At 55.5% G+C, this 22,485-nt stretch carries 23 protein-coding genes; 20 read left to right on the top strand and 3 right to left on the bottom strand.

All coding sequences use genetic code 11. The annotated features are described in order from the left end of the window. Positions 1–8: 8 nt before the first annotated feature. The 3 genes from V3C63_RS02720 (at position 9) to V3C63_RS02710 (ending at position 2,395) form a co-directional block, all read left to right on the top strand. Positions 9–1,181 (top strand): iron-containing alcohol dehydrogenase, encoded by a 1,173-nt coding sequence (locus tag V3C63_RS02720; protein WP_329886292.1) that lies wholly within the window; start codon positions 9–11, stop codon positions 1,179–1,181. 123 nt (positions 1,182–1,304) lie between these two features. Then, entirely contained in the window at positions 1,305–1,982 is a 678-nt protein-coding gene (locus V3C63_RS02715) for a phosphotransferase (RefSeq protein WP_329886459.1), read from the top strand. A 14-nt stretch (positions 1,983–1,996) separates the two neighbouring features. Continuing rightward, on the top strand, positions 1,997–2,395 hold the full coding sequence (locus V3C63_RS02710; protein WP_329886291.1) for a protein kinase family protein: 399 nt from the start codon (positions 1,997–1,999) through the stop codon (positions 2,393–2,395). Between the two features lie 171 nt (positions 2,396–2,566). Here V3C63_RS02710 and V3C63_RS02705 read toward each other — a convergent pair whose 3' ends face one another. Together V3C63_RS02705 and V3C63_RS02700 are read right to left on the bottom strand one after the other, a co-directional pair. After that, a complete protein-coding gene (locus tag V3C63_RS02705) occupies positions 2,567–3,364 on the bottom strand; it encodes an FMN-binding protein (protein ID WP_329886290.1) in 798 nt (265 codons plus the stop codon). After that, positions 3,364–5,004 (bottom strand): putative manganese-dependent inorganic diphosphatase, encoded by a 1,641-nt coding sequence (locus V3C63_RS02700; RefSeq protein WP_329886289.1) that lies wholly within the window; start codon positions 5,002–5,004, stop codon positions 3,364–3,366. The genes V3C63_RS02705 and V3C63_RS02700 overlap by 1 nt, the downstream gene beginning before the upstream one ends. A 110-nt stretch (positions 5,005–5,114) precedes the next feature. Between V3C63_RS02700 and rlmN the strand changes: the two genes are divergently transcribed. From rlmN to V3C63_RS02675, 5 genes are read left to right on the top strand one after another with little or no spacing between them, the layout of a single operon-like run. Further along, positions 5,115–6,260, top strand: coding sequence for a dual-specificity RNA methyltransferase RlmN (rlmN, locus tag V3C63_RS02695; protein WP_329886288.1), 1,146 nt, complete (start codon positions 5,115–5,117; stop codon positions 6,258–6,260). After that, positions 6,257–7,018, top strand: coding sequence for a Stp1/IreP family PP2C-type Ser/Thr phosphatase (locus V3C63_RS02690; protein ID WP_329886287.1), 762 nt, complete (start codon positions 6,257–6,259; stop codon positions 7,016–7,018). The genes rlmN and V3C63_RS02690 overlap by 4 nt, the downstream gene beginning before the upstream one ends. Beyond that, a complete protein-coding gene (gene pknB / locus V3C63_RS02685; RefSeq protein ID WP_329886285.1) occupies positions 7,015–8,733 on the top strand; it encodes a Stk1 family PASTA domain-containing Ser/Thr kinase in 1,719 nt (572 codons plus the stop codon). Before V3C63_RS02690 ends, pknB begins: the two co-directional genes overlap by 4 nt. Before the next feature lie 15 nt (positions 8,734–8,748). Next, positions 8,749–9,645, top strand: coding sequence for a ribosome small subunit-dependent GTPase A (gene rsgA, locus V3C63_RS02680; protein WP_329886284.1), 897 nt, complete (start codon positions 8,749–8,751; stop codon positions 9,643–9,645). Further along, positions 9,642–10,304, top strand: coding sequence for a thiamine diphosphokinase (locus tag V3C63_RS02675; RefSeq protein WP_329886283.1), 663 nt, complete (start codon positions 9,642–9,644; stop codon positions 10,302–10,304). Before rsgA ends, V3C63_RS02675 begins: the two co-directional genes overlap by 4 nt. 78 nt (positions 10,305–10,382) lie before the next feature. On the opposite strand, the gene rpmB is transcribed toward V3C63_RS02675, so the two are convergent. Then, complete coding sequence (gene rpmB / locus V3C63_RS02670) at positions 10,383–10,571, bottom strand: 50S ribosomal protein L28 (protein WP_273267773.1); 189 nt, start codon at positions 10,569–10,571, stop codon at positions 10,383–10,385. A 287-nt stretch (positions 10,572–10,858) separates the two neighbouring features. On the opposite strand from rpmB, the gene V3C63_RS02665 reads away from it, so the two are divergent. The 12 genes from V3C63_RS02665 to V3C63_RS02610 all read left to right on the top strand — a co-directional run bounded on the left by V3C63_RS02665 (position 10,859) and on the right by V3C63_RS02610 (position 22,305). Beyond that, positions 10,859–11,206, top strand: a complete 348-nt coding sequence (locus V3C63_RS02665; RefSeq protein WP_329886282.1) for an Asp23/Gls24 family envelope stress response protein — start codon at positions 10,859–10,861, stop codon at positions 11,204–11,206. Between the two features lie 13 nt (positions 11,207–11,219). Beyond that, positions 11,220–12,848, top strand: a complete 1,629-nt coding sequence (locus tag V3C63_RS02660) for a DAK2 domain-containing protein (RefSeq protein ID WP_329886281.1) — start codon at positions 11,220–11,222, stop codon at positions 12,846–12,848. A 46-nt stretch (positions 12,849–12,894) separates the two neighbouring features. Then, complete coding sequence (recG, locus tag V3C63_RS02655; protein WP_329886280.1) at positions 12,895–14,934, top strand: ATP-dependent DNA helicase RecG; 2,040 nt, start codon at positions 12,895–12,897, stop codon at positions 14,932–14,934. A 31-nt stretch (positions 14,935–14,965) separates the two neighbouring features. Continuing rightward, positions 14,966–15,559: a 16S rRNA (guanine(966)-N(2))-methyltransferase RsmD gene (rsmD, locus tag V3C63_RS02650; RefSeq protein WP_329886279.1), complete on the top strand. Its 594-nt coding sequence runs from the start codon at positions 14,966–14,968 to the stop codon at positions 15,557–15,559. Next, complete coding sequence (coaD, locus tag V3C63_RS02645; protein ID WP_329886278.1) at positions 15,528–16,016, top strand: pantetheine-phosphate adenylyltransferase; 489 nt, start codon at positions 15,528–15,530, stop codon at positions 16,014–16,016. Before rsmD ends, coaD begins: the two co-directional genes overlap by 32 nt. Next, positions 16,013–16,459 (top strand): hypothetical protein, encoded by a 447-nt coding sequence (locus V3C63_RS02640; RefSeq protein WP_329886277.1) that lies wholly within the window; start codon positions 16,013–16,015, stop codon positions 16,457–16,459. Before coaD ends, V3C63_RS02640 begins: the two co-directional genes overlap by 4 nt. A 46-nt stretch (positions 16,460–16,505) precedes the next feature. Next, positions 16,506–17,399, top strand: coding sequence for a CvfB family protein (locus V3C63_RS02635; RefSeq protein ID WP_329886276.1), 894 nt, complete (start codon positions 16,506–16,508; stop codon positions 17,397–17,399). Between the two features lie 23 nt (positions 17,400–17,422). Next, the gene (gene ilvB, locus V3C63_RS02630; protein WP_329886275.1) at positions 17,423–19,054 is read left to right on the top strand and encodes a biosynthetic-type acetolactate synthase large subunit; all 1,632 of its coding nucleotides are present in this window, start codon (positions 17,423–17,425) and stop codon (positions 19,052–19,054) included. A gap of 11 nt (positions 19,055–19,065) precedes the next feature. Beyond that, the gene (ilvN, locus tag V3C63_RS02625; RefSeq protein WP_329886274.1) at positions 19,066–19,578 is read left to right on the top strand and encodes an acetolactate synthase small subunit; all 513 of its coding nucleotides are present in this window, start codon (positions 19,066–19,068) and stop codon (positions 19,576–19,578) included. Between the two features lie 31 nt (positions 19,579–19,609). Next, positions 19,610–20,497 carry a sulfide/dihydroorotate dehydrogenase-like FAD/NAD-binding protein gene (locus V3C63_RS02620; protein WP_329886273.1) on the top strand — a complete coding sequence of 296 codons (888 nt, stop codon included), beginning with the start codon at positions 19,610–19,612 and terminating at the stop codon, positions 20,495–20,497. Beyond that, complete coding sequence (gene gltA, locus V3C63_RS02615) at positions 20,497–21,882, top strand: NADPH-dependent glutamate synthase (protein ID WP_329886272.1); 1,386 nt, start codon at positions 20,497–20,499, stop codon at positions 21,880–21,882. The genes V3C63_RS02620 and gltA overlap by 1 nt, the downstream gene beginning before the upstream one ends. A gap of 66 nt (positions 21,883–21,948) precedes the next feature. Beyond that, the gene (locus V3C63_RS02610; protein WP_329886271.1) at positions 21,949–22,305 is read left to right on the top strand and encodes a hypothetical protein; all 357 of its coding nucleotides are present in this window, start codon (positions 21,949–21,951) and stop codon (positions 22,303–22,305) included. Positions 22,306–22,485 lie beyond the last annotated feature (180 nt).

Genomic DNA, 22,485 nt, shown 5'->3' with positions numbered 1-22,485 from the left:
TAACCATCATGTTTAAAGTTGATCATTACACGCCCACCCGCGTCGTATTCGGAGCGGGCCGTTTGAAAGAACTTGCGGATATGAAACTGCCTGGCAAGAAGGCCATGATTTTTGTCACGGCTGACGGCTTAATGTCGCAGCTCGGCATCCAGCAGAAAGTTGTTAAGCTGCTAAAGGAAAACGGCGTGGACAGTGTCGTCTACGATAAAATCACGCCTAATCCGATGCGCAAATACGTCATGGAAGCTAAAACCATTGCCCAGCAAGAAGGCTGTGACTTCTTCATCGGCCTTGGCGGCGGCTCCAGTATCGACACGGCAAAGGCGGCGGCTGCCATGCTCGTAAACGGCGGCGATCTTTGGGATTATGCCTATTCCGGTAGCGGCGGCAGAAAAGAAATTACAAAAGCAGCGCCGGTCATGACCATTACGACGACTTGTGGGACTGGAACGGAAACGGACCCGTATTTTGTCATCACCAACGAAAAAACGAATGAAAAGCTCGACTTCACGGTTGAAGCGGCTTTCCCGGCCATTTCGCTCATCGATCCGGAGCTGATGCTTTCACTGCCGCACGCGCTGACGCTGTATCAGGGATTTGACGCCCTCTTTCACCTGAGCGAATGCTATATCACCAACAACCATGAAAACCGCCTGGTCGATATTTATTCCGAAGACGGCATTCGCACCGTGGCGAAATGGCTGCCCGTCGTGTCGGAAGACGGCAATCACTTGGAGGCGCGCGTCAATATGTCTTACGCGGCAAATATTTTGGCCGGGTACACCCAATCGCTCATCAACTGCACCTCACACCATATCACGGCGCAAACCTTAGGCGGTTTGTTCCCGAACGTCGCCCATGGCGCCAGTTTAATCATGATGGCTGAAGAATATTATAAGCGCGTTTACGGTTATTTCCCCGATCTCTTTGACGAAATGGGCGGCTTTATGGGCGGCGATTTTGCCAAATCGGGCAGAAGCTTTGTCGATGGTCTCATTCACCTGCTTGATGTCACGGGTATGCGTCATCTTGCCATGAGTAATTTCGGCATCCAAAAGGAAGACTGCGCAAAAATAGCCGATATGACCGTCAATAATACCGGTATCGCGGACATGGACCGTTATTCGGATCCGTTAACCGTGGCGGATATTCAAGGCATTTTGGAACGTTCGTACCGATAATAGAAATCCTACAAGAAGATTTAAAAAATCAATAAATGATCAAACAAGAGACCGTTGATGTGGGGGAGCATCACACGGTCTCTGTTGAGAATGAAACGTCATAAGGAGAGAAAGGTGAAATTTATGACTGATTTAGAATCCTTCGTCAAGATTCTCTTGGAAACGAAATACGATATCGGCACGATCGTGACACTCTCAAAAGTAAAAATGGGCGACACCAATAAAAGTTTTATCGCCCTGGCCAACAAGGATGACGTGCTAACCAACTGGTACGTCCGTCAGTACAACCTGTCAGAAGAAAAGCAGGATATTCTGTATGAGCACGCATTTGAATCTTATTTAGCCGAAAAAGTCTGTGGTGAGGTTCAAACCATTCTGCCCATCAAAACCAAGTACGGAACCACTTGGCTGCACGAAACGTTTGAAGGGCAGACCCATTACTACGCCGTCTTCAATGTCATTAAGGGCAATGAACCCTACTCCTGGGAATTCAACAATCTCAGCAAAAACGCATTTAACGGCTGCGCGGAGATTACTGCGAAATTTCACGCTTGGGGATATGGCTTTAAACCGCCGGTCGAAAGCGGCCGTCACGAGCCGTCTTTGGAGGATCAGTTTGACCGCTGGCGCGTCGATTTTCCGAAAGCGCTCAAGGAAAAAAAGCAGATGCCTATTTTCCGTCGTTTTACAGAATATCTTGAAAGGGAAATGCCTTATCTGATCGAAACGACGATTTTCTGCTCAAAGGAACTAAAAAAGCATTCGAAAAGTTTAAAAAATGCATCAACCATAAGGATTTAAATCCAGGCAACCTGATGTTTGATGACGAAGATAACGTCTGCGCCATCTTTGACATGGACTGGTGTAATTACGACTACCGAATTTATGATATCGCCTGGATGGGTTATCAAACGATCGCATCCTGGAACACGGATACCTGGGGAGCAGTGCCGCTTGAAAAGATGCAGCGTTTCGTCAATATTTACGATAATGTGATGATCGAACGCAAATGTCCGCTTGGGCCATTAACGGATGAAGAACGCGACTTTTTGCCAACGATGTGCATCATCGGCGCCATGAAAGTCGTGGCGGATTTCGTCTGCTACGAAGATCACACCAGGGACCCGTACCGTGTATTTGTCAACACGTGGCGATTTGTTAACAGCATTAAAGATATGCGAAATCTGTTCGAGCAAAAAAGAAAAGACACATAAACAAGAAGCGCCTTACATTCCTAATAATCTCCGTAAAAAACGCATTGCCCACAAAATGATATGGGTCACCCTTTACTGAGCAAAACCAGTAAAAGGAAGTGCATATCAATGGACTTCGGGCTTTGTCGACAGCCAAAAGGCCCCCTTTCATCTCGAAAGGGGGCCTTTTGGCTACATGGAAAAGTTCCGCCGTTGCTGGCGAATGGCGGCCAGTGCGGTGTTGTAATCCGCGAGCAGGTCGCGGTCGGCGGCGCTGTCGCCCACGGGACTCAGCGTATTGCCGGCTTTGGTCGACTGCATCCAGCCGTCGAGCTGTTTGGTTTGCGCCTTGCTGAAACGGCGGGGCCTGCCGTCCATGTGTTCCTGGAAGTGTATCCGGGAAATGCGGCCGTGCCGGTAGCGGATGCGAAGTTCGCAGGTAATGCCGGCGGCATTTGGCGAAGAAAGCGTCGCTGCGTAGGTGCGGGCGGGCGAAACGACGGCCGGCGAAGAGTCGGCGTCGGAGCTTTTGCGAAGGGCAGCCCGGGCGAGACGGCGAAAGGTGCTGCTGGTCTCCGTCGCGCCGGTCACGGTGTCAACCTGGGGATTCTGATGCGCGATCAGATCGCGGACCAGTTGCTGGCGCAGGGCTGCGGTGCTCTGGATGGTTTTGTTTTTGAGCCAGGGCAGAGCGGATTCGGCCTTGGCAGTGCCGTCGGGCCTGCGTTCGGCAAAGACTGCCCGGGTGATGATGCCGTCGCGGACGGTGAGGATGAGCTGCTGGCCGAAGCCATAGGTGTCAGTGGTGTCGGTGGCGGCCGTGTAACGGCCGTCGCGATAGTCAGATCGTTTTCCCGGGGAGATCACGCCGGCCTCGCGGTTGATGGGGCGGCTGCCCAGATGGATCGCGCTGCAGCCGGAGGTTGCGAGGCAAAGCGCGATAGCCGCGATGGCGGCGCACCATCGGCGCGCACAGTGGGCATGGCGCATTACAAAAGGGCCGCGGCGTTCATCAGCGGCGGCACCACCTGTTTTTTGCGGGAGAACATTCCCGGGAAAAACTGGCTGATGTCCTCGTCTTCGATGCCGAAGGCCTGGCGGACCAGCTCTCGGTGCTTGCCGGCTACCAGCAGCTCCGAGCCGCCGAGCACAATATCGGTGACCATCAAAATGGCGAGATCTGTGCCCTCCGCCTCACAGTTGGCCCGCATCTGATCGAGCAGCGCTTGCAAATGTTCAAACAGGGCCTTGTAGTCGCCGGTGTTGATCTGGGAAACGGCGACTTTGTAGTTCCCCATGGTGAAGATTTTGCGGTCGGCGCCGATGATCTGCTGGACGCTCATATCGCTGAGGTTGGAACCGGCGATCAGCATTTTGCGGCCGTATTCCTTCACGTTGACGCCGGCGATGGCTCCGAGCTGCTGTGCCGCGGCACGATCCTGATCGGTGCAGGTCGGCGAGTTGAAGAGCAGGGTGTCGGAGATGATGGCCGACAGCAATAGCCCGGCGATGGCCTTCGGGATGGCAAGCTCTTTTTCGTTGAACATTTTGGTGATGATGGTGCAGGTACAGCCCACCGGCTCAACGCGCATATAAAGGGGGGCGGCCGTAGCGATTTCGGCGATGCGGTGGTGGTCGATGACCTCGGCGATTTCGGCATCGTCAAGGCCGGCGATGGACTGGGTGCGTTCGTTATGATCGACGAGGATCACCCTTTTGCGGCCGAAATCGATCAGCGAACTTTTGGTGATGGTGGCGATAACGCGCCCGTTTTCATCCACGACGGGAAAGCGGCTGTGGGACGAAGAGACCATGTTGCTTTTAACATCTTCCAGGGTTTCGGACAGCATGAAGAACTCGACCGCATCCCGGTTGATGTAGCGTTTGATGGGAATCCCTTGGGACAAGAGGCGAATCACCTGAAAGGGGCGCTTATGGGTGAGGATGACAAGCCCGTCATAGTTGCGCGGGATCGGCGGGGTGGTGCCGGCGGGCGTGTCCGAGACGATGATGGTGCGGCTGCCGAAGGTAAAGGCCTGGCGCAGGGCGCCGTCGTTGGCGGTGGTCAGGATGACGTCCTCCGGGCGCAGCATGGCATCCTTGGCGAGCTGGGAATTGTCATAAAGATCGCCGGTGATGACGGTGGCGCCGTTATCGCCGACCACCCGGGCTTCCAGCAGGTCGATGATGTTCTGGTAGGGTGTTTCGGCGCGTTTGAGAAAATCCTCGGTGAAAGAATCGGTGTAGGCATGCATGATGTCGGGCAGCGAGACGATGCCGATGAGTTTTTGATCGGCATCGACCACGGGCAGCGAACGGCCGGGATTGTCGACGATTAAAGCCATGGTTTTATAGACCGAGGCGTTTTCGGTGACCATGGCGCTGTTGTTGAAGTTGATGTCCGAAACCTGGGGCTTGACGCTTTGGATGAGTTGCGGCGCCTCGACGTCAAAGGTGTCGAGGACAAACTGGGTTTCTTTGTTGACAGGGCCGAGACGGCAGGCGACGATGTTTTCGTCGCCGACCGCTTTTTTATAGGCGGTGTAGGCCAACGAGGCACAGATCGAATCCGTGTCCGGTTTTTGATGGCCGAAGACGTAGGTTTTGGCGGTTTGAATCGGTTGTGACATGTTAATATCCCCCTTGGTGAAACCATTGTATCAAAAGGGCTGCGGTCGGGACAAGCCCCTTTGTTTGACCGCGTTTTTTTTTCTGATATAATAGGGGCGATATGAAAAAAATGCAAGCGAAAATTCAGAATCGCACACCGGATACGGCGGCGCGGGATGGCGAAGCACCTGCGTTGCCCTTGGCCGACGAGAAAAAAGGAGACGCTCCTTCAAATCTCTTCGGGCTCACGCTGACCGGCTGCTCGGCGCTGATGCGGGATCTCGGTGAGCCTAAGTTTCGCAGCAGGCAGCTTTTTGAATGGCTTTATGTGAAGCGGGCGATGGCGGTTGACGCGTGCACCAATCTGCCGAAAAAGCTGCGGGAGACGTTAAAAGCCCGCTGGATCATCGACTGGGGCGAGGTGCTTGAGGTGCAGGCCGACCCGGAGGACGGCACGAAGAAAATGCTGATCCGTCTGGCGGACGGCGAGTGCGTGGAGACGGTGCTCATGGCCTATGACTACGGCTATTCTTTGTGTGTGTCGAGCCAGGTGGGATGCGCCATGGGCTGTGCCTTCTGCGCCTCGACCAGAGGCGGCGTGGTGCGGGACCTCACCGCGGGGGAAATGGCGGCCCAAATCGCCCTGGTCGAAGCCGCCGAAGGCATCCGCATCAGCCGGGTGGTGGTGATGGGGATCGGCGAACCTCTGGCCAATTACGATAATTTGTTGCGCTTTATTCAGATCTTAAGCCAGGGCTTCAGCATCGGGATGCGCCGCATCACCGTTTCGACCTGCGGGATCGTGCCGATGATTGAGCGCTTGGCGGATGAAGCGCTTGAAATTAATCTGGCGATTTCACTGCATTCGCCGGATCAGGCGGTCCGCGAGCAAATCATGCCAGTGGCCCGGCACTATCCGCTGGATCAATTACTTAAGACTTGTAAAAATTATTTTAACAAAACCGGCCGGCGGGTCACGTTTGAGTATGCGCTGATGGCCGGTGTCAACGATCGGGACGAGGATGCCAAAGCTTTGATCAGGCTGTTCTCCGGCGAGAATGTGCACCTCAACCTGATTCGTCTCAATCCCATTACAGACGGCCCGTTTGCCGGCAGTCAAAATGTAACGGTCTTCGCGAAGAAGTTGAAAACAGGCGGCATTAACTGTACAATAAGGAGAAGAATTGGGAAGAATATTGATGCGGCCTGCGGCCAGCTGCGCCATCGGCAGGCACAGGCGGTCCCGATGGTGACAAAACCTAGAGGTGAAAGATGAAGTGTGCGTACTCCACAAATATAGGTGCGAAACGAAAAATTAACCAAGACTCCTATCTGGCGGCCAATATCGAAAAAGACGGCCAGACCTACTATATTTTTGCAGTGGCGGACGGCCTGGGCGGGCACCGCTCCGGGGAAATTGCCAGCCAGCTGGCCATCGACCGCATCAAGGAGCGCATTGCGGAAATCGAAGATTACAGCGATTACGAACAGGTCAATCACTTTGTGAACGCCATCAATCAGGAAATTATCCGGGAAGGCGTGGTGGATCCGGAACAATTGGGCATGGCCACAACTCTGACCATGGCGGTGGTCAGAGGACTCGATATGTACCTTTACCATATTGGGGATAGTCGGGCTTACCGCATTAACGCAACGGAAATCGAACAGTTGACCAAGGATCACTCTTTGGTGCAGGCATTGATCGACCGCGGCCGCTTGACCACGAAGGAAGCCAAAGAGCATCCCCAGAAAAACATCATTACCCGGGCTTTGGGCACGGACGAAATCATCCGAACCGATTTGTTCGAATATAGGCTCTATCCCGGCGATGCCATTTTGCTGTGTTCCGATGGACTGTACAACATGGTGCCCAACGAAGAGATTCAGCGAATTGTCATGGAGAATGGTATGGAAGAAGCGACGCGCAAGCTGGTGAATCTCGCCAATTATAACGGCGGTGACGACAATATTACCGTGATTATCTTCAGACCGGAAATGGAGCCGGCTGCAGCGTTGAAGGAGGAAGTGAAGTGATCGGAAAAATTCTGAATGGCCGTTACGAAATCATTGAGTTGATTGGCCGCGGCGGCATGGCCTACGTTTATAAAGCGCGGGATTTAAAATTAAACCGGTTTGTAGCTGTTAAAATCCTGCGGGAAGAATACACGGAAAACGAGCAATTCATTAAGAAATTCGATCGTGAATCTCAATCGGCGGCAGGCCTTTCCGATCCGAATATCGTTTCGGTATACGACGTCGGGGTGGATGGCGATGTGTATTTTATCGTGATGGAATACGTGGACGGCATCACCCTCAAGCAATATCTGATCAAAAAAGGCCGCCTCGATTATGAAGAAGCGACCAATTTCATCATCGATGTGGCGGAAGCTCTGCAATGCGCTCACGAACACGGCATCATTCACCGGGATATCAAGCCGCAGAACATCATGCTCACCGCCGATATGACGCCGAAGGTCACCGATTTCGGCATTGCGCGGGCCATCACCAGCTCCACCATCACCATGACGAATCAGACCATGGGCTCGGTGCACTACATTTCGCCGGAACAGGCCCGGGGCGGCTTTGTGGACGAACGCTCCGATTTGTATTCCCTGGGCATTATGTATTATGAACTGCTCACCGGGGAACTCCCCTTTGATGAAGAAAATACCGTCTCCATTGCGATTAAGCATATTCAGGAGGACATCACCCCGCCAAAAACCATTTTGCCGGAAATCCCCCAGAGCGTCAGCGATGTGGTGGTGCGGCTTTGTCAGAAAAGACCGGACGATCGCTATCAGGATTGTGAAGAGCTTATCGCGGATCTCGATCAAATCATGCTGAATGCCTCGGTCGACCTGAATGGCAGAGCGAATAACGGCGGCCTGATTAGCGATGACAGCCTCTTTCAGGTTGAACCGGAGGATACGGCCGGCGATGAGGCTGCAGACAAAACAGGTATTGATCATCTGCGTAAAAAGAAAAAGCGCAAGCGCATGCTGATCGGACTGTTGGTTGCCGCTTTGGCCATTGCCGGTATTGTGGCGGGTTACCGCGCGTTTTCGGCGAGCAAGAAAGTGACGGTGCCGGATGTGTCCGGGATGACCAAGAGTCAGGCGAAAACGGCCGTGGAAGCCGCCGGTCTGACCCTTGAAGTGGAAAGCACCGAATACAGCGACACGGTGGACAGAGGCAAAATTATTTCCCAGTCGCCGAAGGCCAACGCCATGTCCAGAGAAGGCCGCACGGTTAAAGTGGTCATCAGTAAGGGAAGTGAAAGCGTGCAGGTGCCCAATGTCGTCGGGATGAGCGAAAACGAAGCGGTTTCCGCGCTGGAAAAGGCCAAACTCCAGGTGGTGGAAATCAAGCGGGAATACAACGACAGCTATTCCAGCGGCGTGGTTTACAACGCCTCGCCTTCGGCCGGCTCTGCGGTGGATAAAAACAGCAAGGTCACGCTCTATGTTTCCAAGGGAAAGGAAACGGTTTCGGTGCCGGGGCTTGTGGGCCTGACCCAAAATGATGCTGAAAGCCGGATCAAAGCCAACGGCTTTACCGTTGGGACGGTAACTCAGCAATACTCGGATTCCTATGCATCCGGCGTGGTGATGAGCCAGTCACCCAGCGAAGGCACCCAGATCGAAAAGGGAACGACCATTAACTTTGTGGTCAGCAAGGGAGTCGATCCCAACAGCAGCGCGGCCAAAGGCTCTTCAAAGAAAGACGATTCGGACGAAGCAGACGACTGATCCTTAAAGTTGAATATGAATGCAACACGAAGAAAAACGCCGATCTCCGGACGCATTGTCCAGGGGATCGGCGGTTTCTATACCATTGAAAAATCGGACGGCAGCCAGATCACCGCGAAGCCGGCGGGCATCTTGCGCCACAATCGGCAGACGCCGATGGTCGGCGATTGGGTCACCGTCGAAAAGGACGGTGCCCAGGATGGCGAATACGCGCTGACCGCCATTGCCGAGCGCAAAAACGCTTTTGTGCGTCCACCGGTGGCCAATGTGGATTTGGCGGTGATCGTCTTTGCACTCAGCAATCCCCGCCCCAACACCCTGCTTCTGGATAAGCTGCTCATCGCCTGTGAAGCGCGGAGCGTTGCCCCGATCATCTGTTTTACCAAGGAGGATCTGGCCAAAGAAACGGACCGGACCGTCGTAGAGACCTATCACAAAACGCCCTATCCCGTGGTGGTCCATTCGCCGGAGGCGCCGGCTGATACGCAACTGGTCCGACACACGGCGGGAAAGACCGTTTTTCTGGCAGGCCCTTCCGGGGTGGGCAAATCGACACTGACCAATCGGCTGTGCGGCGGTGCAGTAATGGCCACCGGCGGGCTGAGCGCAAAGTTGGGCCGCGGCAAACACACCACCCGTCATGTGGCGCTGCTGCCACTGCCGGACGGCGGATGGATTCTCGATACGCCCGGGTTCTCCTCGCTTTCGCTGGCCGAGGCGGCCGCGCCCGAGACGCTGCGGGATTATTTCCCGGAATTCGCCCGAGGAATCTGCAAGTTTAACGATTGTCTGCATCTGAAGGAGCCGGGCTGTGCGGTGAGAGCGCAACTGACGGCCGGCGAGATCGCCCCGTCCCGCTACGAACATTACGTGATGCTCCTCGAGGAATTGAAAGGGAGGAACCGCTATTGAAAGCGGAAAAAAACACGGTCATTTTTACCGGCGGCAGCTATGGCGCGCCGGATTTTTATCGCGCGGTGTTAAAAGCACAGCCGGCTGATCAAATCATAGCGGCGGACAAAGGCGCGGAGATGGCGCACCGGCTGGGGCTTATGCCGGATGTGCTCGTCGGGGATTTTGATTCGGCGGATCCGGCGGTGATCCAAACCTTTGTGGATCAGGGTGTGCCGGTGGAGTGCCACCCGGTGCGCAAAAATCAGACGGACACGGAGCTTGCGGTATCGGTGGCGCTTTCGGGAGGTGCGGCGTCGGTGATTCTTTTTGGGGCGATGGGCAGCCGTCTCGACCATGTGATCGGCTCTATTGATACCCTCATCAGCATCGAAGCGGCGGGGGCTGTCGGCTGGCTGGTGGATCCCCATAACCGGCTGCGCTTGCTGACCGGACCGGGGCGATGGCCGCTCGCGCTGGCGCCGGGCACCACGATGAGTCTGATCCCCTGGTGCGGTTCGGCAGGGCCGGTGAGCCTTGCTGGCTTTGATTATCCGCTGAAGGAAGCGATGCTCACGCCGGAGACGGCCGGCCGCACGCTCAGCAATGTGGCGGCCGAACGGGAGCAGTGCATTACTATCGGGAAAGGCCGGGCGCTCCTCGACATTGTGAGCGAGTGACGGCACAGAAACCATCAAAACAAAAAATAAAAAAGCACGCGTTCGCGTGCTTTTTTTGTGTAATACGGCTGCGGCGCCTTATGCGCGTTCGATTTTACCGGAACGCAGGCATCGGGTGCAGACATATTCGCGTCTCGGTGTGCCATCGACCAAGATTTTAATTTTCTGCAGGTTGGGCTTCCACATTCTTTTATTATGTTTGTTTGAGTGCGAGACAGTATTGCCGGAGACAACGCTCTTCTTGCACACAAAGCATTCTTTAGCCATGCTCTAAACCTCCCTTGTTTTCGAATCGTCTGTGTCAACAGGAGCCATTATAACACAGTGCTTTGAAAGTATGCAATAAGTTTTTTGACTTTATTTTGACTTTGGGAGGGATAAGCGGTAAAATGGCTCATATAATACGTTCATATTGAGGGACTTGTCACAAATCAGTATGAGAGGAGAAGAAATGCGCGCTAAAAGCCGACGGACGCCGCAGAAATCGCAAGATCACGCGCTGCGGGAAGACCCATGGCACCGGCTGCGCGTTTGCATGCAACAAGGAGTCGATAATGAGAATAGAAAATGATCTGGGCTATATCGAATTATCCCGAAAAGCGATTGCCGATATTGCGGCCGATACCGCCATGCAGTGCTACGGCCTGGTGGGGATGGCGCATCAGCGCGGCCGGGACGGTCTGATTGAAATTCTGACGCGGGAACGCCTGAGCAAGGGCGTCGGCGTGAGCTTTGACGGCGACGGTAAACTGCTGATTGATCTTTACGTGATCGTCGAACAGACCATCAAGATATCGGTGGTTGCCGACAATATTATTTCAGCCGTCAAATACAACGTCGAACGCCAGACGGGGCTTACCGTCAAACGGGTCACCGTCAACGTGGTCAGTGTCCGGGCATAATGTGGAGGAATGAATGGAAATCAAGCAGATTGACGGCGCCATGCTACGCAGCATGTTTGAGACCGGCGCTAAGAATCTTGAACTCAATAAAGAAGCAGTCGATGAATTGAATGTCTTCCCGGTGCCGGACGGCGATACGGGGACCAATATGGCCATGACGTTTTCTAACGCCATCTGGGAGCTCGACAAGCTGGAAAAAAATGATTTGCACGCGGTGGCGAAGACCGTTTCCAGCGGGGCGCTCATCGGTGCCCGGGGCAATTCCGGCGTGATTTTGTCTCAGATTCTGCGCGGGGTCGCGGCGGCGACCAAGGGCAAGCAGGTCCTCGACGTGGCCGGGGCGGCGGCGGCGGTCTGCGCAGCCCGGGACACGGCCTATAAAGCGGTGATGAAACCGACGGAGGGCACTATCTTAACGGTGATTCGCGAAATGGGCGAATTTGCCGAAGCTCATCGGAGCGAATATGAAGATGTGCTGGCCTTCCTTTCCGATGTGCTCGAGCAGGGCAAGGACACCTTGCTGCGCACGCCGGACATGCTGCCGGTGCTCAAGGAAGCCGGCGTGGTGGACTCCGGCGGCCAGGGCCTCATTTTCATCTGCGAAGGGGCGGTGAAGGGGCTTGCCGGCGAAGATCTCGGCCGGGAAGTCAAGCTCACCCTGGCGGACCGAGAACGCTTTGTGGACGATTCCAATATGAAGCCGGAGGATTTGACCTTCGGCTACTGCACCGAGTTTATTGTCAAGCACGCCCATGATGCGGATGCGGACGATTTGCGCGACTATTTGTCAACCATTGGAGACTGTGTGCTCGTCATTCAGGATGAGGATGTCATCAAAGTCCACGTGCACACCGACCATCCGGGCAAGGCCTTTGAAAAGGGGCTGTCGCTGGGGAGTCTCACCCGGATGAAGGTGGATAACATGCGCGAAATGCTCGGCGTGCCTGACGAAGAAGAAGCGGAAGCGGATCCGCCGGCCGAACACCTGCCCTATGGCTTCGTGGCGGTTTCTCCCGGCGAGGGCTTGACTCGCATTTTTAAAGATTTGGGCGTGACCCGGGTGATTGCGGGGGGGCAGACCATGAACCCCAGCACCGAGGATTTCATGTCGGAGATCAATCGGATTGACGCGGACCATATCTTTTTGTTTCCGAACAATGGCAATATCATCATGGCGGCCAATCAGGCTGAGGCCATTTCGGACAAGGCGGTGCACGTGATTCCGACTAAGACCATTCCTCAGTGCGTCACGGCGATGCTCAATTTCGATCCGGACGGTGACTGGGAAGCCAATGTTGAATCGATGACGGCCGTGCTCGACGGAGTGAAGACCGGCGAAGTGACTTACGCGGTGCGCGATACCAGCATCGGCGGGATGACCATTGCCAAAGGCGATATCATGGGGATCAGCGACGGCGACATTCAGACCACCGGCCGGGATGTGAACGCGGTGACCGCGGAGTTGCTCGCAGAGATGATCGAGCCCGACAGCGAGCTCATCTCCATTTATTACGGGGCAGATCAACCGGAATCGGCGGCAGAAGCCTTGGTGGCGCAGTTGGAGGAAGCCTATCCGGACTGCGACATCGAGGTGTCCGAAGGGGCGCAGCCGCTCTATTATTACATCGTTTCGGTCGAATAAAATTTGAAAAAGCCAATGCCCCGGGGCGCAAAGGATTTGAAAGTAAATGAAACTTGACGACAGGATTCGGGACGTGGCCGGCGTGGGCCCCAAGCGGGAGCGCGCGCTGAACGACGGCGGGATCTTCACGGTTGAAGATCTGCTGGCCCATTTCCCGAAGCAATATGTCGATCGGTCGCGGCGGGGGATGCTCACCGCGCCATCGGAAACGGCGGTGACGATCGAGGCGTGCGTCAGCCGCAAAGGGACAGTCCGGCGAATTCGCAGGAATCTGTCCCTTTTTGCTTTGTCGGTGACGACGGACGACGGCGCGACGGGACAGATCACCTTTTTTAATCAACCCTGGCTCGCGGAGCATTTCCACGAGGAGGCGCGCTATTATTTTTTCGGGCGCATCACCGAGAAGAAGGGCAGGTGCGGGATGGCCAATCCCCAGTTTGCCCCGGTGGACAAGCCGGGGGCTTTTTTTGAGCTGACGCCGGTTTATGCGCCGGCGGGCGGCGTTTCCGGGGAGACCCTCCGCAAGCTGATCGCTAAAGTGCTCGCAGAAGACCTCGTCGTGGCGGATCCGCTGCCGGAAACCCTGCGGAAAGAGCGGCATTTGCCGGACAGCGCAGCATGCTTTAAGCTGCTGCACCGCCCGCAGACGATGGCCGAGGTTGCGGCGGGCCGGACGCGGTTAAAATTTGAAGAAGCACTCAAGCTTAACCTCGGGCTGCTGCGAAGCCGCGGCGAGACGCGGCGGTCCTCGGTGGTGCTGGCCCATCCCGCGAGCCTGTCGCGCTTCGAGCGGGGACTGCCCTTCGCGCTGACCGAAGGGCAGCATCGGGTGCTTGCGGAGATTGCCGCCGATCTTCAGAGCGGGCGGATCATGAACCGGCTGGTGCAGGGGGATGTGGGCAGTGGCAAAACCGTTGTCGCCGTGGCCTGCGCCTATTTGATAGCGCTGGGCGGCTATCAATGCGCCTATATGGCGCCGACGGAGATCCTCGCGGCGCAGCATGCCCGTAATTTCGAAGCGTATCTGGCACCTTATGGCGTCAGCGTGACCCTGATTACCGGGAGTATGAAGGCATCGGAGCGGGAAAACGCCATGACCCACATTGCGAACGGAGACGCTCAAGTGATTATCGGCACCCACGCGCTCTTTCAAAAAGATATGGTTTATTACAATCTGGGCATGGTCGTCACCGACGAGCAGCATCGTTTCGGCGTGCGGCAGCGGGGACTGCTTGCGCTCAAGGGCGAGCGCCCTCATACCCTGGTGATGAGCGCGACGCCCATCCCGCGGACATTGGCGCTGGTGCTTTACGGTGATCTCGATATTTCGGTGATCGATACCATGCCGGCGGGGCGCAAGAAGGTTAAAACCTATTTTTATACCGAGAAAGCCCTGCGCAAAATTCTGGGGATGATGGCGGTGGAGATGGCCGCCGGGCATCAGGGATTTATCGTTTGTCCCTTTGTGGAAAACGCCGAGGAGATGGCCGAGGTGCGCGACACTCAGACGGTCTGCCGGGAGGTGGACCGCTATTATAAGGGGCTTTATCGGGTGGCCTGCCTGCACGGCAAAATGAAGCCGGCAGAAAAAGCGGCGGTAATCGCCGATTTTTCTGCCGGTAAAATTGATTGTTTGGTGGCGACGAGCATCATCGAGGTGGGTATTGACGTGCCCAATGTCACGATGATGGTGGTGATGAGCGCCGACCGCTTCGGCCTGTCCCAACTGCATCAGCTGCGGGGGCGCGTCGGCCGGGGCGGCGCCCAGGCCTATTGTTTTCTCGTGTCCAACGCGGTGAACGAGAAGACCATTGCGCGCATGAAGGTGATCGTGAATCATCACAACGGGCAGGAAATTGCCGAGGCTGATTTTAAGCTGCGGGGGCCGGGGGATGCCTTCGGCACAAGGCAGCACGGTCTGCCGGCGCTTTCGGCGCTGGATCCGGCGGCGGACGCGGCGCTTTTGGCCGAAACCAGGGCGATCGCCGAGGGGCTTCTGGCCTCACCCAAGGCGGAAGACATGGGATGCTGCGACGCGCTGACCCGCGCCTTCGACCGCGGCATCGAACAGATATCGATGAATTGATAAAGAGAACAAGCAAGGATGGAGGACGATCATGCGGGTGATTGGCGGCGAGCGGCGCGGCCTGAAGTTAAACGCGCCGAGGGATAAAACGGTGCGTCCGACGGCGGACAAGGTCAAAGGGGCGATTTTCAACACGATTCAATGGGAACTGGCAGCAGCTGAGGTTTTTGTCGACTGCTTTGGCGGCAGCGGGGCCATGGCCATCGAAGCGCTCAGCCGCGGGGTGCAAACGGTCTGGATTTTCGACACGGCGCCGGCGAGCATCGACCTGATTCACAGCAATCTGCGCAAGGCGCGTTATGAAAATCGGGCGCACTGTTTGAAGACAGACGCCCAGTCGGGCATCGATATCCTGGCGGCAAAAGGGGTCGCAGCCGATCTGATTTTTATGGATCCGCCCTACGCGATGGCCGCCGTCTCCGCGCGTTTATGCGAGCAGATTGTCGCCAAAAAAATCCTCAAATCCACGGGAATTATAATGATAGAACATGAAAAATCTGTTATAATGCCAATAGTTTGTAGCGCTTTAAAACACTGCAAGCAGAAAAGCTACGGCATCACCATGGTGGACTATTACAGATGGGAGGCGTCGGATGACAATCGCGGTTTATCCCGGGAGCTTTGATCCGGTGACATTGGGCCATCTGGATGTGATCGCCCGAGCAGCTCGTATCTTTGATGAAGTGCGGGTCTGCGTGATGAAAAACGTGAGCAAGCACTATTGCTTTGACGAATCGGAACGGCTCGTCCTTCTGGCCGAAAGCACTCAGGCGCTGACCAATGTAACCGTCGACCATTACGAGGGCCTTTTGACAGATTATGCCCGTTCGGTGGAGGCCGATGTGGTGGTTAAGGGGCTGCGGACCATCGTCGATTTCGAATACGAAATGCAGATGGATTATTTCAACAAGCGCCTGGCGCCGGAAATCGAGACCTTTTATCTGGTGGCGGATACGCGTTACAGCGTGCTCAGCTCGACGGCGATTCGGGAGCTGATGGCCTTCGGCGGTGATCTGACCGGCTTGGTGCCGGATCCGGTGATTCGCGCCGTCAAAGACAGACAGGGAGGCAACACAAAATGAAAATCACAGATCTTTTAAAAGAACTGGAGGAATTGATAGAACGGGGGAACGCGGTTCCATTTTCGTCCAAGGCGATGATCAGCCCGGACGAAGCGCTGGAAATCATCGGAGAAATCAAAGAAGAACTGCCCCGGGAATTGTCGGAGTCGCGTAAAATTGTGGCGGAAAAGAAGCAAATTCTTTTTGAGGCTCAGGCCAGCGCCGACCGGATCAAAAACAGCGCAGAAAAACAGATGAAAGAAATGGTCGATACCGACGAGGTGACTAAAGCCGCCCAAACCCAGGCCGAAATCATCGTGGAAAACGCCCAGACCCAGGCGAAGGAAATCCGCGTGGGCACGCAGCGTTACGCGGATAAGATCCTTCACGAGCTGCAGATCCAGCTCAAGGCGCTCAATGACCAAATTGAAGACAACCGCAGGGAAATTAAGGAATTAAAATAACGGCAAAGCCGCGGGCAGCGGTTTTTGTTTAAGAACGGGAGGCAGCATGTTCAAGCTTGGAACCATTCAGACATTGGAGGTGGATCACCTGTCAAAGATCGGTCTTTTCCTGGCCGATCCTCAGGATCCCTCGGATAAGCGGCCGATCGTCCTGCTGCCGAAGAAGGAAATGCCCCGGGGCCTTCAAAAGGGCGATGCCCTGGACGTTTTTATCTATAAAGATTCGGACGACAGGCCCATTGCCACCCTTCGCACGCCAAAGATTCTGCTCGGCGAGATGCGCCCGCTCAAGGTGGCGGCACTGACCAAAATCGGTGCCTTCCTCGACTGGGGGCTGGAGAAGGATCTGTTGCTGCCCTACCACGAGCAGACCGCAAAGTTGCAGATCGGCCGGGAATATCTGGTGGCCTTGTACCTGGATAAAAGCGAACGCTTTTGTGCGACGATGAAGGTCTATAACCGTCTTGAAACCAAATCGCCCTATCGCGAGGGGGACTGGGTTCGGGGCTATGTGTATCAGATCAACCCGGGCATCGGCGCTTTTCTGGCGGTGGATTACCGCTATCACGGTATGATCCCGCGAAAGGAACTCACACCCGATGTTAAAAACGGCCGGATTGTGAAGGCCCGGGTCAGCGAGGTGCGCAAGCGGGACAATCGCCTGGTGCTCAGCCCCAACAAAAAAAGCTATAAAGAAATCAACCCTGACGGTGCCCTGATTCTGCGGCGGCTGAAAGAAGCCGACGGCTTTCTGCCCTATCACGACAAGACACCGCCGGCGGTTATCAAGCAGCATTTCGGCATCAGCAAGGCGGCGTTCAAACGGGCCATCGGTCATTTGCAAAAGCGGGGTAAAATTAAAATCGGTCAGCCGGGCATTGCTCTGTGCAAAACGGCCGCGCCGCGAAAGGCAGCCGGGGGCAGGCGACGCCTGCGATAGCCGATAACAAGGAGGAGGACAGTGTGTTAACCGCAAAACTACTATTTAAATGCTTGGAAAGAGAGGGCGTAGAGATCATCTTCGGGTATCCCGGCGGGGCACTGCTGCCGATTTACGACGCGCTCCGCGATTCGAGCATCGAACACATTTTGGTTCGGAACGAACAATCGGCCCCCCATTATGCCAGCGGCTACGCCAGAGAAACCGGTAAGGTGGGGGTGTGCCTGGCGACATCCGGTCCCGGAGCGACGAACCTGATTACCGGAATCGCCTCGGCGTATTTGGATTCGATTCCCGTTGTGGCCATCACCGGCCAGGTTAATCGGGAGCTCATCGGGACGGACGCTTTTCAGGAAGCAGATATTTTTGGTGCGACGCTGCCCTTTGTCAAACATTCCTATTTGGTCAAGGATCCCGAATCGCTGCCGAAAATTGTCAAAGAAGCCTTTTTTATCGCATCGACCGGCCGGCCGGGGCCAGTGCTCATCGATATCCCCAGAGACGTGCAACTTGAAATCGTGAAGCGCCCGAAATACAGCGATGAGGTGGCAATCCGCGGATACAAGCCGACCTATGAAGGTCACACCGGGCAGATTCGCCGCGCGATTCGCAAGATCAAAGCCAGCGATCGCCCGCTGATTTATGCCGGGGGCGGCGTGGTGTCGAGCCATGGAGAAGCGGCGCTGCTAAAACTGGCGGAAGCCATTGGGGCGCCGGTGGTCACGAGTTTCATGGGGATCGGCGCCTTTCCGCAGAATCACGCGCTTTATGCGGGCATCTGGGGCAGCCATGGCTATGCGTACACCAACCGGATTGTGGAAGCGGCGGATCTCGCACTTTGTATTGGCGCGCGCATGAGCAACCGTGGGACATCCACGGCAGTGCTTGACGAAAAAGAAATGATCCACATCGATATCGACCCGGCGGAAATTGGGAAGAACGTCAACGACACCAACATTCCCGTCGTCGGCGATGCGAAGACTGTCGTCGCCGAATTGCTGGAGAAGGGGATTGAAACGGACACCCGGAAATGGCTCGAGAAGGTGCGGCGGATCAAAGCGGACAATCCGGTGTGCCTCGACGATTATCCGGGCATGGCCGGCGTCAACCCAAAAAAATTTTTTGCTTGGCTTTCCGAACAGGTGCCGGAGGATACGACCCTGGTGGCGGACGTCGGGCTCAATCAGGTTTGGGCGGCGTTGCATTTTCAGGTGAGAGACGATCGATGCTACATGACGTCCGGCGGTCTGGGCACGATGGGGTATGCCATTCCCGCGGCGTCGGGGGTGGCCTTTGCCACGCGAAAGGCGCCCAAAACAGTGATCGGTGTCTGTGGTGACGGCAGTTTCCAGATGGCGGTGGGAGAGCTCGGCGTGATTGCGGAGCATCACCTGCCGGTCAAACTGATTCTGCTCAACAATCACAAATTGGGCATGGTGCGCCAGCAGCAACACGATAATTACGGCAAAAATCATTATTCGGGAACCGACATCGATTTTAATGTCAATTTTATGCAGTTGGCACAAGCCTACGACATCCCGGCTTATCACGCCGAGACTCAGGAAGAAGCGGAAGCGGCCATTTTGGATGCACTCAAACAGCCGGGGCCGGCCTTGGTGGAATGTGTGGTCAGCGAAGACTACTTGAAGTTTTAAGGTGGCGCAAGATGATGGAACAAAAACATTGCTTATCATTACTGGTTGAGAACAAGTTTGGGGTATTGGCACGCATCTCCGGGCTGTTTGCCCGCCGCGGCTACAATATCGACAGCCTGACCGTCGGCATTACCGAGGACGAACAGCTCTCCCGGATCACGATGACGGTGACTGCCGATGAACAGACGCTGGAACAAATCAAAAAGCAGCTTAACAAACTCATCAACGTCATCAAGGTCATCGAGCTGAAAGAAGGCGCTGCGATCACGCGGGAGCTGGTTTTTATCAAAGTTAAAGCCAACGATCAGACGCGCTCGACCATTGTGGGCATCTCGAATCTCTTTCGCGCCCAGGTGGTGGATGTGGCCAAAGACAGCTTGATTTTGCAAATTGTCGGTGTACCGAGCAAGGTGGCGGCCTTTATCGGTATGGTGGAACCCTACGGTATTATTGAATTTGTGCGCAGCGGTGCCACAGGCTTGCAGCGCGGCAAACAAGTCATTAATATAAAGCATTCGAAGTGAGTTCGAAAACGCATCACAAGGAGGAGGAAGTATGTACAAGATTGTGGAGGCGAAACGCCTTGCCGCGAACATTTTTCGCATGGACGTCGAAGCGCCCCGCGTGGCCAAGCACTGTCTGCCAGGGCAGTTTTTGATCGTTCGCGTCGACGAAAAGGGGGAACGCCTGCCGATGACGATTTGCGATTACGATCGCGAAGCGGGGACCGTGACCCTCGTCACACAGGAAGTGGGGCACGGGACCAAAGCCATGGGGGTATTAAAGACCGGCGACGCCTTCCAGGATGTCGTCGGGCCGCTGGGCAAGCCCTCGGAATTGGTTGAAAAGGATCTGGATGAACTCAAACAGATGAAGCTGCTCTTCGTGGGGGGCGGTCTGGGAACGGCACCGGTTTATCCGCAGGTGAAGTGGATGCACGAGCACGGCATCGATGTGGACGTCATCATCGGGGCGAAAACTAAAGACCTGGTGATTTTAGAAGATGAAATGCGCGCGGTTGCCGGCAACCTTTATGTCACTACGGACGATGGCAGCTACGGCCGCAGCGGGATGGTGACCAAAGTAATCGAGGATCTCGCGGCCGAAGGCAAAACCTGGGATGTGTGTGTGGCCATCGGTCCGATGATCATGATGAAGTTTTGCTGCCTGACGACTGAAAAGCTGGGCCTGCCGACCATCGTCTCGATGAATCCGATCATGGTGGACGGCACCGGTATGTGCGGCGCCTGCCGTCTTATCGTCGGCGACGAAGTGAAATTCGCCTGTGTCGACGGGCCGGAGTTCGACGGTCATAAGGTTGATTTTGATCTGGCGATGAAGCGCCAAACCCAATACAAGAGCGAAGAGGGGCGCGCCATGCTGGCAACAGCAGAAGGCGATACCCATCACGGCGGGTGCGGCGTTTGCGGAGGTGAAGCGTAATGGCAAAAAAGCGAATGGACAGAGTCCCGGTACGTGAACAGGATCCGAAAGTCCGGGCGACCAATTTTGAAGAAGTGTGCTATGGCTACAACGAAGCAGAAGCGGTGGAAGAAGCCAATCGCTGCCTGAACTGCAAAAAGCCGCGCTGTGTGGCGGGCTGTCCAGTCTCCATCGATATTCCCGGCTTTATTCATGAGGTGACGGAAAAGAATTATCAGAAGGCTTTCGAAATCATTCAGGAATCCTCGCTGCTGCCGGCTGTCTGCGGGCGCGTCTGCCCGCAGGAATCCCAGTGCGAAGGCCCCTGCGTGATGGGGATTAAAGGCGATGCCGTGGCGATTGGCAAGCTGGAACGCTTCGTGGCCGACTGGGCGCGCGAAAACAATATCGTACCCGAAAAACCGGGATTTGCCTCCGGCAGGAAAGTGGCGATTATCGGTTCCGGTCCGGCCGGCCTGACCTGCGCTGCCGAACTGGCCAAGAAGGGGCACGACGTCACGATTTTTGAAGCGCTTCACGAAGCCGGCGGCGTGCTGGTGTACGGGATTCCGGAATTCCGTCTGCCAAAGGAAGCGGTAGTCGCGGCGGAAGTCGAAAATGTGAAACGCCTCGGCGTGAAGATCGAAACCGATGTGGTGATCGGGAAGGCAACGACCATCGATGAATTGATGGATGAAGAAGGATTCGACGCCGTCTTTATCGGATCCGGTGCCGGTCTGCCGCGCTTCATGGGCATCCCGGGAGAAACGGCCAACGGCGTTTTCTCGGCGAATGAATACCTGACCCGCAATAACCTGATGAAGGCTTTCAAGGGTTATGATACGCCGATTCACCGTGGGAAGAAAGTGGCGGTTATCGGCGGCGGCAACGTGGCCATGGACGCCGCGCGTTCGGCCCTGCGCCTGGGCGCGGATACCTATATCGTTTATCGGCGAAGTGAAGCGGAGCTGCCGGCCCGTGCCGAAGAAGTGCACCACGCCAAGGAAGAGGGCATTCAGTTTCACCTATTGACCAATCCGAAAGAAATCCTCGTGAATGACGACGGCTGGGTGAAGGGGCTGCGCGTGATTAAAATGGAACTGGGCGAACCGGATGAATCCGGCCGGCGCCGCCCGATCGAAATCCCCGGCAGCGAATACGATCTGGAAGTCGACACCGTCATCATGGCGCTGGGGACCTCTCCGAACCCGCTGATTTCCTCGACGACGGAGGGACTCGATACTAACCGATGGCAGTGCATTGTTGCGGATGAAAACGGCCAGACCTCCCGCAAGGGCATCTTTGCCGGGGGAGATGCGGTTTCCGGCGCGGCGACCGTTATTTTGGCCATGGGTGCCGGTAAAGATGCCGCCGCGGCCATTAACGACTATTTGAATAGCCTATAAAAGTAGTGGCAGTCTCTGCCGGACGAGATCCCCGTCCCTGGAAACAGGTGACGGGGATCTTTTTTAATGGCGCGCATCGACACGATCGGCGGCAAGGCCGCGAAGCTGCCACATCGGTCGATGATTTCGCAAGGGCATCGGATGGCCATGGGACCGGTCGTTGTCGGCAACGGAATTCAGGCCGCGGCGCCGAGGCCCATTCGGGGTGTGCTGGAAAACTTTAATATGAAAAACGAATATCCTGCGGCATTTTATCCGCCGGGAAACACCACGCACCCGGAGCGAACAGCAGGAAAACCCTGCGCCGCGAAAAAGATCGAAAAAGATAAAGGAAAGGGATTGACAGGGATGAAGGAAAGGGCGTATAATAGCTGTCGTTGCCGCTTCGGGCGGCGGCCGGGCGATGAACTGAAAAAACTTTAAAAAAAGCTTGACAGAATCATTACGTCCTGGTAAGATGTAGAAGCTGTCGCTTCAGGCGGCGAGGTCATAGAAAAGAGAATAGTACCATAAAACCTGGAAAAGCAGTCGAAAGACTGAACCTAAAGATTCCGAAGAATGAGATAAACATTCGGACAAACACAGAGAGAACTGTGGATAAAT

Origin of the sequence: Pseudoramibacter faecis (assembly GCF_036289405.1) — a bacterium.
Taxonomy (GTDB): domain Bacteria; phylum Bacillota; class Clostridia; order Eubacteriales; family Eubacteriaceae; genus Pseudoramibacter; species Pseudoramibacter faecis.
This window is presented reverse-complemented; position numbering and strand designations above follow the sequence as displayed.